The organism is Candidatus Endomicrobiellum pyrsonymphae (assembly GCF_020328025.1).
Lineage (GTDB): Bacteria > Elusimicrobiota > Endomicrobiia > Endomicrobiales > Endomicrobiaceae > Endomicrobiellum > Endomicrobiellum pyrsonymphae.
In genome coordinates, this window is sequence record NZ_JAIXMZ010000029.1 from 2,636 (window position 1) to 14,136 (window position 11,501).

The window sequence follows — 11,501 nt, forward strand, 5'->3', positions numbered from 1 at the left end:
AGCAAAATAGCGCAGTTGCAAATAATAGATATAAAACCTGTATTAGGTTAAATAAAATAAAGAGCGAGTGGTGAATGAATGAAAGGAAATTCAGTAAAAATTGCGTTTATTGGCGGCAGTGGTTTGTACGAAATAGACGGCATTGAAAATGTTGTTGAAAAAGATATTGATACGCCCTTTGGCAAGCCGTCGGATAAGATAATTACAGGGACAATCAGCGACATATCTTGCGCTTTTTTGCCAAGACACGGCAGAGGACATATCATGAATCCATCAGAAATCAACCAGAGAGCGAACATGTATGCGTTAAAATCTTTGGGTGTAGAACAGATAGTTTCGTTTACAGCGTGCGGTTCATTAAGAGAGAATATGAAGCCGAAAGATTTTGTTATTCCTGATCAAGGTTTTGACAGGACAAAAAACAGACCTTCAACATTTTTTGAAAAAGGAATAGTAGCCCATGTTTCAATGGCGCATCCATTTTGCAATGAAATTAGAGAATTAATATGTAAAACTATTTATGAACTCGGGATAGAACATCATTTTGGCGGAACCTATGTTTGCATTGAAGGACCTCAGTTTTCTACAAAAGCAGAATCTGAAGCAAACAGAAACTTAGGATTTTCAGTTGTTGGAATGACATTATTTCCAGAGGCAAAGCTTGCTAGAGAAGCCGAAATGTGTTATGCAAATATATCTCTCGTGACAGATTTTGACGTTTGGAAAGAAGGCGAGGAGGTAACAAATGACGCTGTAGTCGCAACTGTTGCGGCAAATGTAACAAACAGCAAAAGAGTTATTAAAACTTTAGTTGGAAAACTGGCAGAGAGAGAGAAACATTGCTTTTGCGGTTCTTCATTAAAAACAGCTCTTATGACTGCTCATGAAAAAGTAGTTTTGAGTCCATATTATAAAAACATTTCTTTGTTTGTTGATAAATATTGTAAGAAATGAAAAGCGAGAATAGTTTTTGGTTTGTATCCTATGGCAGATGTTACAATCGCTACGATTCCTTGTACTATAATTTATTTATTGAGGCGGAAGTATATATCGAAGGGTCGTTATAGTCAACTAACTTTACATTGGCGCATAAGGATAGAAATCTTTAGAGTTAGATAATAAAAAGTAGGGATTATGGCAATAAAGATTGTGATTTTTGATTTGGGGAATGTTATATTTAAATTTGATTTATTAAAGTTTGTTAAAGCATATGTCAAAAAGATTCCAAATCATAAAATAACAGACTTTAATAATCTTATCCCCAGTTATTCTGATGTTTCTCATGTCTATGAAAAAGGCAATATTTCGTCTTTTGAGTTTTACGATACTGTTGCTAGAAAAACAAAATATGTTGGGACTTATAATGAGTTTGCCGTTCAGTGGAATAATATTTTTGAACCAATGCCTGAAATGATTGAACTTATCGCGGCGTTATCTCAAAATTATCGGCTCGCCGTGCTTTCCAATACGAATGAACTTCATTTTGACTACTTGAAAGAACGTTATCCCGAAGTGTTCGCTCTTTTTAATAGACTCTTTCTCTCGTACAAGATGCATTCAAGAAAACCTGAGGATGAAATTTTTCTGAAAGCAATACAATGTTGTAATGTTTTGCCTTCAGAAATATTTTATGTTGATGATTTAGAAGACAACGTTACAGTCGCTAGAAATAATGGTATAAATTCGCATTTATTTACAAATTCAACAGTTCTTATAAAAGAATTGAAAGACAAAAAGATGCTAATGCAACAATATTAAGGTGGTTGACTATAAATGATAGATTTTGGTGTAAATTTTAAAAAGCAGGAAGACATAGCTAAAAAATTTGAGAAATATGGCGTTAAAGAATCTGATATTGAAGAAAAGTTTGTACGCTCTCCCGGCAAGGGTGGACAAAATGTTAATAAAGTATCGACAGCCGTTTATTTAAAACATCTCCCCAGTGGGACTGAAGTTAAATATCATAAAGAAAGAACACAAGGATTGAATAGATTTCTTGCAAGACGGTTGCTTGTAGAGAAAATTGAGGAAAATATTTTAGGAAAAATGTCAGAGAAACAGCAAAAAATAGAAAAATTACGACGACAAAAAAGAAAACGTTCTAAACGAGCAAAAGAAAAAATGCTAAAAGCAAAGAAACAGATATCTTGTAAAAAAGAGCTTAGGGAAAAAATAGTTCATTAATGAATACGAAAGAGTCGCCTCACTACATTGGACATAGAGACAGACTTAGAATAAAATTTCTTACGGGAGGATTTGACCATCTTACTGATTATGAAATATTAGAGTTAGTTTTGACATACGCATTACCTAGAAAAGATGTAAAAATTTTAGCGAAGGAAATGATAGATAAATTTGGTAATTTGAAACAAGTTTTTGATGCCGATATTGAAGAATTAAAGCAAATAAAGAATATTTCAGATTATTCCGCGGGTTTTTTATTCTTTTTAAGAAAATTTACTTCGTTATATTTGTCTTTAGAAATCAAAGAAAAAGATAAGCTGTTGTCGCCATTAGAAGTAAAAAATTATTTAATTTCATCTTTAAGCGGTGAGAAAATAGAAAAAGTTTACGCCATAGTATTAAATGCTGGAAACAGAGTTACAGATTGTTTAGAGATAGAAAAAGGTACGGTAAATAAGTCTTTGCTTATGCCAAGAAAAATTGCAGAAATTGCTTTAAATCATAAAGCGGCGGCAATTATAATAGCTCATAATCATCCCGGTGGAAATTTAAAACCGTCGCAGAATGATATAGATATTACCGGTGTTGTTAAAAAGGCCCTAGAGGCTATAGAAGTTTCTCTTTTAGATCATATTGTCATCGCAAATAACAATTATTTTAGTTTTAAGGAATATGGTTTGATATAGAAAATTTGCTACAGTTTTGAGATAGATGAGGCTTAAAATGAAAAACAATTTTCAATCAGTGGAGCTTAAAAAAAGAAGTGTGCAGATTTATGATTTAGCATAGTATCAAATTTCATGCTTATCAGACCAACAATCCTATGAATGATGAACTCTTTGTTCTTGAAAAAAATGGCAAGATTGTTGTTTTTGAGACTCCTCATCTTGATTAAAAAGAAATATTCCGATTATGCAGGCGATAATTATCTTGATATGACTGTCAAATCCTTTTTCTAGAATTAAAGGAATTGAAATAAAATCACAAGCAAATAGTCGAAGTTTACGACTACGTACTTCTCGTAGCTCGGTAATGCCAAAGACATTACCGAGCTTGCATATCCCGACGGCTTCGTGATCACCCCTTTCACAGAAAAAGGGGAATTTACTGCAAAGTTAGGTTTTATGATAATTATAAATACAGGAAACGGTAAGGGGAAAACAACTGCCGCCATAGGACAAATAATTCGTTCTTTAGGGCAAGGTTTTAAAGTTTGCCTTATACAGTTGTTTAAGGGTGAGAAATTTTATGGCGAGCAAAAAATTCTAGCGCAACTAAGCAATTTAGATTTTTTTGCTTTTGCAAAAGAGCATCCTTGCTGCGTTAAAAATATAAGTTTTGAAAAAGCTGTGGAAGAATGTTGTTTAGCTATGGACAAATTGAAAGAAATTGTAAGTTCGACTAATAGATATGATTTGATTGTTCTCGAAGAATTTAATATTGCATTGAGAGATAAATTTATTGATGAAGGTGGATTCATTGCGCTTGTAAAATGCTTATCACAAAGATCAAATGTGATTGTGACAGGCAGAAGCGCACCTCAATCTTTAATTAAGATTGCTAATTTAGTTACAGAAATGAAAGAAATTAAGCATCCGTACAACGAAGGAATACAAGCTCAAAAAGGTATTGAATATTAGCAATGAGTAGCGCAATCAAAAAATTACAACGTTTATGCATTATTTTATTTATTTTTACAGCAACCGCATGTGCGGAAGAATACAAATGTATTATCTCTCTAGCTCCATCTATCACGGAAAGTCTTTATGAATTAGGATTAGAGCAATCTATAAAAGGCATAACGATTTATTGTCCCAAAGGAGCGATTAAAAAAGAAATTATAGGCGCGCTTTTAGAACCTGACATAGAGAAAATAATTTTACTTAATCCGGACTTAATTATCGCAACTAAAGAAGGAAATAGCAAAGCAATAGTTGAAAAACTTAAACGTTTAAAATTTGACGTATATGTTGTGGAATCACCAGAAAATTTTAACGAGATATGTGAAAATTATTATCGCTTGGCGGAAAAACTTGATAGAACAAAAGAGGCAATAAAGATAATCAATACAGCAAACGATTCCTTACAGGAAATTTACGATAGATTAAAGAATTTTGATAAGTTAAAATTGTTCTGGGAAATAGGTATAAAACCACTATATACGGCGGGTAATAAAAGTTTTGTAAACGATTATAATTACTACTCTAAAACAATTAATGTGTATAAAAACATAAATGCGCGTTATTTATCTGTTGACATTGAAGACGTTATTGAACGAAATCCCGATATTATACTTCTTGTAAATACAGGGTATTTTAATAGTCAAGAACCTAAGAATTGGAAGAAATATAAAACGATAAACGCTGTAAAAAATAATAAAGTTTTTATGATAAATTCCAATAATATATTTGCCACTACGCCTTTAACTTTTGCAAATGGCGTTAAAATAATTACGCAAGCAATATATGGAGATATTTTTAATGATAAATAAAAAATATCTCATTGTTTATTTATTGATGCCTGTGTTAATTATAGCTGTATTTCTGTTCTCTTTGCTAATTGGTTCAAATGAGATATCATTTTTTGATGTAATAAAATCATTGCTTGGCAATACAGATGAAAATATCGTAGCAATAATAAAAAATATACGTTTTCCAAGAACTATTATGGCTTGTATTACAGGAGCAGGACTTGCCGTGAGCGGTTGTGTATTTCAGGCAATATTAAAAAATTCGCTGGCAGATCCTTTTACGCTGGGTATTTCCGGCGGGGCGGCTTTTGGAGCTGTAACGGCTTTTGTTTCAGGTCTTGCCACAATAACAAGTTTTTTTATTCCGCTATGTTCTTTTGTAGGCGTTATCCTTTCCGTATTGATAGTGTATTTGCTGAGTATGTATAAGAAATTCGATCCAAATGCAATGATATTGTCGGGCGTGGTTATAAGTTATGTTTTTTCTTCTGCAGTTATGCTTATGTTTTCATTGTCTCCGTCATACGGCATTCATGTTGCTTTTGTATGGCTTATGGGAAGTTTTTCGATGATTGACGAAAGGTTTTTGCCATTTGTTGTATTTGTTGTGTTATCAGGCATAATAATTTTATCTTTATCAGGAAATATAATTAATGCGATATCTTTAGGCGGGGAAAAATCAAAAACAATTGGCTTAAATATTGAGAGAAGTATAAAAATTCTTTTTATTGTAGCGTCTTTTATTACAGCTGTAACTGTTTCCTTCTGCGGTATTATAGGGTTTGTAGGTTTAATGATACCGCATATAATGAGGAAGATAGTAGATACAAATAATATAATTTTAATACCGGCTTCCGCTTTTGCTGGCGCAATATTTTTACCGTTATGCGATACTTTAAGCAGAGCGTTATTTGCTCCAGTGCTAATACCTGTCGGAGTAATTACAAGTATAATCGGCGGCTTGTTTTTTGTATTTTTGTTGCTTAAATCGGAGCGAAATATATAAAATGATACGCATAGAAAATATTACGGCAGGTTATTTGCAACAAGAAGTTTTAAAAGATGTTTCGTGCAATATAAACAACAAAGATTTTTTTGGAATAATCGGCAAAAATGGAGCAGGCAAAAGCACTCTGCTAAAAGTATTGTGCAATCTAATTAAACCATATTCCGGCAACGTTACTATAGATAATAAAAATATAAATTCTTTTTTAAAAAGAGACTTTGCGAAAATAATTTCTTTTTCATCTCAGCATATTGATACTTCAATGCCTTTTACCGTCTCTGAATTTGTTATGTTTGGAAGATACCCTTACATGAATACTTTAAAAATTCCGTCGAAAAATGATTATGCTGTTATAGACAATGTTATGAATTCTCTCAATATAAAAAATTTTGCCGAGAGAAAAGTTAACAAACTTTCATACGGAGAGAGACAAAAAGTTTTAATAGCTCAAGTTTTGGCTCAAGAGACAAATATCATCGTTTTTGACGAGCCGACATCTCATTTGGACATTGGTAGTCAAAATAAAATTCTTGAGATTTTACGAGATCTAAATGAAAAATACAATAAAACTATAGTTTTGACTTTGCATGATTTAAATGCTGCCGGTGAGTTTTGTAACAAACTTACTTTAATGGAAAACGGTTCAATTTGCAGTTGTGGAACGCCTGAAGAAGTTTTAAATTGTAAAGACATTGAAAGAGTTTACAATACAAACGTTGTAGTGAAAACAAATCCTATTTCCAATAAACCCTATGTTATACCTGTAAGCAGGATAAAAGAATTAAGGAGGTAATCATTGTGAAAGAATGCTGTTTAAAATTGTTTTTATTGTGTAAAAAATCATTGGTAATATTCTGTCTTATTAATTTGTTGGCGAGTAATGTTTTTGCTCAAGATATTTTTTTAACTTTGGATAAGTATGGTGAAAGAACAGAAAAATTGCCTGTCAACGTTAAAATTATTTCAAGAAATGATATTGAAGTAAAACACGTAGAAACGCTTGGCGAACTTTTACAAAACGAAGTTGGCATTAATTTTCAAAGTAATGGTGGCGCTGGCGCGGTCACAAGCGTTACGATAAGAGGAACGTCATATCAACAAACTTTAGTATTAATTGACGGAAGAAAAATTAATGATATTAGTCTGGGCGGGGCAGATATTACATCAATATCTACCAATATCATTGAAAGAATTGAAATTATAAGAGGTTCCGGAGCTGCAATTTACGGAGCGGGCGCTTTTGGTGGCGCTATTAATATAATAACAAAAAAAGCGACCGATATCTCTCCTATTATTGAAGGCGCTATATCATATGGCAGTTTCAATACGTTTAGTCCGTATTTAGATGGAGCATATGCGACTGATAAATATGCTGTTTTTGCTTCAATATCCAATATTTCAAGCGATGGCTACAGAGACAATTCAAATTTCACAGACTGTAATTCTTTTTTTAGTGGGCAATTTAACATATCAGACATGTCAAAATTATCATTAACAGGAAATATCTATAGAAGTAAACTTAATGTTTGCGGATCTTTAGCGTACCCTACTCCTAAAAATAAACTGAAAAATGATAATAAATATGTACAGCTTGAATATAACTACATCTTCGACGAGATATGTCGCTTTGATATTAGAGGATATTTATCAAACAATATGAGATATTTTTATGATGCAACAAAAAAATCTCACAGTGTGCCATTTAACGAGGAAATAAATAAATACAATTCCGACACCTGTGGAATAAATGTTGATTTTCATTATAAAGAACATACTCTTGTTGGACTAGAATTTGAAAACGATTGCTATAAAGAAAACGAAAATTTATCAGGACATAATTTGAATAAAAATAGGGGAAATTATGCAACTTATATGCAACTTAATTTACCGATTAATAAGTTTACGCTAATACCGGGAATTAGATATGACAACAATACTAAGTTTGGAGACGTCGCGACACCCTCCATAAGTGTGGTTTTGAACGCTGGGGAAAAAGTAAAAATTTCCGCGAATACGGGAAAGATTTGGAGATCTCCTACTTTTGCAGACTTATACTGTAATCAACAAAAGTATAAAATATATGCTAATCCTGACTTAACGCCGGAACATGGAATATCAAGCGATTTGGGAATAGAGTACGCATACGATAAAGTTAGGTTAATGAGCAGCGTTTATTACATCAATGGTAAAGATTTAATAATCTGGGAGTATAACGCAACTAATAGTGAAACACACGTAAAAAATATAGATAAAGCAAAACAATATGGCGTTGAATTTGAAGCAGGTTATATTATGACATCATATCTTAATTGTAAACTAAACTATACATATCTTAAGTCAGAAAATGAAATAACGCATAAAACATTGACGTACAGACCTGCAAACACAATAAATTATAATATTACTGTCAAACCATTAAAGAATTTGTCATTAACTGCAAGTCTATTTTATAAAAGCAAAGTATTTACAAATGGTGAAAACACTAAAAGTTTAGATGATTTTATTACTCTTAACATAAATTTAAATTATAAAATAAACGACAATCTAAGTTTTTGGGTAAAGGGTCTCAATGTGGGTAATGCCAAATATGAACTTCAAGATAATTACCCAATGCCGGGGATTGCCATATATTCCGGCATTAATTTAAAAATTTTAAGATAACAACGTCATTGATAAATTAAATTTTGGAATATTTCCTAAAAAAAGTAACAGTTGTGTAGGCTGAAATAATGCCGAGTGTTGCCCCTGCTAAAACATCATACGGGAAATGACTTCCCGCGTAGATTCTATAAAAACCTGAAGCCACCGCAAAAAATATATACCAGCGCCAATACTTCTTTACCATCATAAACATGAATGCGCATAGCGCAACTGCTATTGAAGTATGTCCTGAAGGAAAAGAGTTCTTATGTATTTTTTTTTCAAACAGAGTATTTACATTTTCATCGCCAAATACGATTAATGGGCGAGGTCTCTCGAAGTAACATTTTAAGAAAAATGTTGCAATACTTGTTATTGCTATTACGCTTGCTAGAAGGACTAGATTTGTCCAAAAGCTATCTTTTTTATTTCTCCATAATATTGCTATGGAAATTATTAGTATCACAAAAAAACTAATGTTAAAGTTTTTAGAATCACAATAAGATATTGGCGCTACGTAAAAATCTAAAAATTTACATTTCAAATCGGAATTTATAAATTTAAAAACAATATGGTCAAATTTTATAAGTTCTTGCATCAGCTCTTTTTTTTGTCCTAATGCGTCTGCCGTATATTCGTAAGGAAGGTTTGCAGGATTAAAGGATCTACGCATTGTAAAGAAGAAATTTTTAATTTTTCTTACGCCTCTGTAAACGGGGAATATCTCAACATCAGTATAAGAGACAAAAACTTTTTCTCCGTATCTTTCTTTTGGATTAGAAAAAAAGAAGTCGTTGCATAGGAACAATCCATCTTTATTCCTTAAAGTATCTAAATTTCTTTGCCATAAATAACATAAATCATAAGCGTCAATTTTATCGCTTATGCAAAATACTTTAAGTTCCGGAACTGAAGTCGCAAGTTCGCTGGCAAGGTAGCTTTTGTATGTAAATACAAAAGGTTTTTCTTTAGAGGGATATGCGCCGTAAACTTCATTTGTAATATCTATTCTTTCAGGTTTGGCAATGCCGTGTTCTATTTTTTCTATTTGGCTTTGATGCTGAAATTTTTCTAAAGGAATTATTCCATACAATACGCGCATAATAGTCACAATAATCATAAAGATAGCAAGTCCCCATGTAGCATAGGAATAAATTCTAAACCATTTAATATGCCAATTTTTTAATGTTAAATGAGCGACGTAAATTGACAGCGCCAAATAACCCATTGCAAACCAATGTGGCAATATTTCGTTAAAAATATCAATTCCGTTAAAGAGAACAAGTACAGGAAGCACAAAGCATGCAATTATTAGAGTACGCCTGTCTTTTTTTTGATACGCTTTTTTTATGCACGCTAATGTTGCAACAATAAAAATTAAAAATAACAGAGGGGAAACATATCCAGCTTGCACGCCGATTGATCTTCCAAAGAGTATAAATGAAAACTTTGGAAAAGAGCTGCCAAGACTGTTTATGAGAAATCTAAGAGCTGTTGAAGCAATAGTTACAACCCAAAACCACAGTTTGTAGTTCATCCAGTTAATTTACCTGCCATTTGCAATTTTAGTACTTTGAATAAATACTTTATCAAAGTTATAGGTCGTAATTTTGATTCACCGGGAAGTCTTGCGAGAAATATTATGGGGTATTCTTTTATTTTTAATTTATTTTTCTTTTAACAACATCGCAATCCTTTATAGTTTTAATAAAATCCGGTATATATTTAGGAGAATGCGGACACATCTCCGTCCATTTCTACTATGTAACCCGCTTCCTTTCAATAGCTTTTATAAAATCGTCTTTCCCAGCGTAGTCGCCTCTTTTTTTTCTTTTCTCAAAAGAAAGTAGACATTATTGTTTTCTTTTGCTATAAATCCTATCAAATTACATAAAAAATTATCAAATATATATTATTCTATCCTTCTTCCGAAATTACATAAGTCAGACGACGTTTGCCTTCGTTATAAACTTTAGCTAAGTATTCTCTTAAAATGTCCACAGTCAAAAACTGAATACTGCTACAAAATAATATTGCTAAAAAAATATTCATATATAAAATCAAAATCTGTATATTTTTCAATATAAACTTGATATAAGCTTAAATCACATCGGAAATCAACATATTCTTAAAAACGTCCGAAAAACCATAAAAATATTTAAAACCACATTGCAAGACTAATTGATTAGATAAAATATGGGCGCTTTGAACGAAAAATCTTTTTATATTTAGTAATACTTTAGCGTAGGCATAAGAAAGTTCCTTCTGAAATAAAAAGGCAATCAAGGGGTGTTGTTGCATTGGCATCTTGAATTCATCTGATGTCGACGGTAAGAGCGTATAGGCGCGCTTAATAGCGTTGTTTATGGTAAGGTTAAGTGTAAACTATTACTAACTTGATTAGTAAATTAGTAATAGGCCAGGGTGACACCATCAATTCGACTTGAGTTGTTCTTGTTGTGAGGTCGCTAACTTCGCTACTAGCTTTGCTAGATTTACCTGTGGATCACGCCGAAACGAGCAGAGAAAGGCAAACAAACAAGCTTACACATCTTTTTAGACTTAATGTCATCATATTATGTCTTCCTTTTAAGAGTAATGTCATCATACTATTTCCTCTTTTGTTTTTATCTATCAGTTTTGATAAATTTAGATTTAGATATTAGGGGAATGTGGAGCATGTATTGCTTCACGTGAAATTTCACTCTTTTATTTTAGCTCCACTTTTTTTGTTTTGCATTTATAAGAAAACCAACTATACCAAATCAAATGTGATTGTATCATCTCACCAAATACAACTGTTGTGATTATATCAAATCAAAGCTTTTAACAAATCAAGCCACAATTATATGTAATTATATCAAAATTTTTAACAAATCAACCTAAAAATCAGGCAAAGATTATAGGCAAAAGTCAGGCAAAGATGACAAACAGAAATCAATTAAAAAACAGATATTTTTTAAAACGATTTCACAGCGAAGAAGTTTTAACGAATGGAACGATTTTAAAGCTATAGAGTTTCAAAGGTACAACGAAACAGAACGGCTAATTTTGTATTTTAGGTTACATTTGGGGATATTAAACAGAAAAGAAATATCAATGAGAACAGGCATACCTAAGTATCAAATAGAGAGATTTGTAAAAGCTATCAGGACTTATGGATATGAAGAGCTATCCTAAAACAGACAGTCATTACAGGGT

11 protein-coding genes are annotated in these 11,501 nt (G+C 32.1%); 10 read left to right on the plus strand and 1 reads right to left on the minus strand.

The window, feature by feature from the left end:
* From LE180_RS03550 to LE180_RS03595, 10 genes are all read left to right on the plus strand, one after another.
* Positions 1-74, plus strand: a 74-nt coding sequence (locus LE180_RS03550) for a hypothetical protein (protein WP_374134108.1), incomplete at its 5' end; no start/stop codon positions are given.
* A 4-nt stretch (positions 75-78) separates the two neighbouring features.
* Complete coding sequence (gene mtnP, locus LE180_RS03555) at positions 79-954, plus strand: S-methyl-5'-thioadenosine phosphorylase (protein WP_374134098.1); 876 nt, start codon at positions 79-81, stop codon at positions 952-954.
* Between the two features lie 180 nt (positions 955-1,134).
* Positions 1,135-1,758 (plus strand): HAD family hydrolase, encoded by a 624-nt coding sequence (locus LE180_RS03560; protein WP_374134099.1) that lies wholly within the window; start codon positions 1,135-1,137, stop codon positions 1,756-1,758.
* A 15-nt stretch (positions 1,759-1,773) separates the two neighbouring features.
* A complete protein-coding gene (locus LE180_RS03565; protein WP_374134100.1) occupies positions 1,774-2,184 on the plus strand; it encodes a peptide chain release factor-like protein in 411 nt (136 codons plus the stop codon).
* Positions 2,184-2,870 (plus strand): DNA repair protein RadC, encoded by a 687-nt coding sequence (radC, locus tag LE180_RS03570; protein WP_374134101.1) that lies wholly within the window; start codon positions 2,184-2,186, stop codon positions 2,868-2,870. Before LE180_RS03565 ends, radC begins: the two co-directional genes overlap by 1 nt.
* A gap of 438 nt (positions 2,871-3,308) precedes the next feature.
* Positions 3,309-3,824, plus strand: a complete 516-nt coding sequence (locus LE180_RS03575; protein WP_374134102.1) for a cob(I)yrinic acid a,c-diamide adenosyltransferase — start codon at positions 3,309-3,311, stop codon at positions 3,822-3,824.
* 2 nt (positions 3,825-3,826) lie between these two features.
* Positions 3,827-4,675 carry an ABC transporter substrate-binding protein gene (locus LE180_RS03580; protein WP_374134103.1) on the plus strand — a complete coding sequence of 283 codons (849 nt, stop codon included), beginning with the start codon at positions 3,827-3,829 and terminating at the stop codon, positions 4,673-4,675.
* Positions 4,665-5,660: a FecCD family ABC transporter permease gene (locus tag LE180_RS03585; RefSeq protein ID WP_374134104.1), complete on the plus strand. Its 996-nt coding sequence runs from the start codon at positions 4,665-4,667 to the stop codon at positions 5,658-5,660. Before LE180_RS03580 ends, LE180_RS03585 begins: the two co-directional genes overlap by 11 nt.
* Before the next feature lies 1 nt (position 5,661).
* Entirely contained in the window at positions 5,662-6,453 is a 792-nt protein-coding gene (locus LE180_RS03590; RefSeq protein WP_374134105.1) for an ABC transporter ATP-binding protein, read from the plus strand.
* Between the two features lie 5 nt (positions 6,454-6,458).
* A complete protein-coding gene (locus LE180_RS03595) occupies positions 6,459-8,321 on the plus strand; it encodes a TonB-dependent receptor (RefSeq protein ID WP_374134106.1) in 1,863 nt (620 codons plus the stop codon).
* A gap of 16 nt (positions 8,322-8,337) precedes the next feature.
* Here LE180_RS03595 and LE180_RS03600 read toward each other — a convergent pair whose 3' ends face one another.
* The gene (locus LE180_RS03600; RefSeq protein ID WP_374134107.1) at positions 8,338-9,837 is read right to left on the minus strand and encodes a phosphatase PAP2 family protein; all 1,500 of its coding nucleotides are present in this window, start codon (positions 9,835-9,837) and stop codon (positions 8,338-8,340) included.
* Positions 9,838-11,501 lie beyond the last annotated feature (1,664 nt).

Excerpts from the sequence above, each read along its gene's own strand:
- mtnP (WP_374134098.1), top strand. The coding sequence starts at position 79 with ATGAAAGGAAATTCAGTAAAAATTGCGTTTATTGGCGGCAGTGGTTTG.
- LE180_RS03560 (WP_374134099.1), top strand. The coding sequence starts at position 1,135 with ATGGCAATAAAGATTGTGATTTTTGATTTGGGGAATGTTATATTTAAA.
- LE180_RS03565 (WP_374134100.1), top strand. The coding sequence starts at position 1,774 with ATGATAGATTTTGGTGTAAATTTTAAAAAGCAGGAAGACATAGCTAAA.
- radC (WP_374134101.1), top strand. The coding sequence starts at position 2,184 with ATGAATACGAAAGAGTCGCCTCACTACATTGGACATAGAGACAGACTT.
- LE180_RS03575 (WP_374134102.1), top strand. The coding sequence starts at position 3,309 with ATGATAATTATAAATACAGGAAACGGTAAGGGGAAAACAACTGCCGCC.
- LE180_RS03580 (WP_374134103.1), top strand. The coding sequence starts at position 3,827 with ATGAGTAGCGCAATCAAAAAATTACAACGTTTATGCATTATTTTATTT.
- LE180_RS03585 (WP_374134104.1), top strand. The coding sequence starts at position 4,665 with ATGATAAATAAAAAATATCTCATTGTTTATTTATTGATGCCTGTGTTA.
- LE180_RS03590 (WP_374134105.1), top strand. The coding sequence starts at position 5,662 with ATGATACGCATAGAAAATATTACGGCAGGTTATTTGCAACAAGAAGTT.
- LE180_RS03600 (WP_374134107.1), bottom strand. The coding sequence starts at position 9,837 with ATGAACTACAAACTGTGGTTTTGGGTTGTAACTATTGCTTCAACAGCT.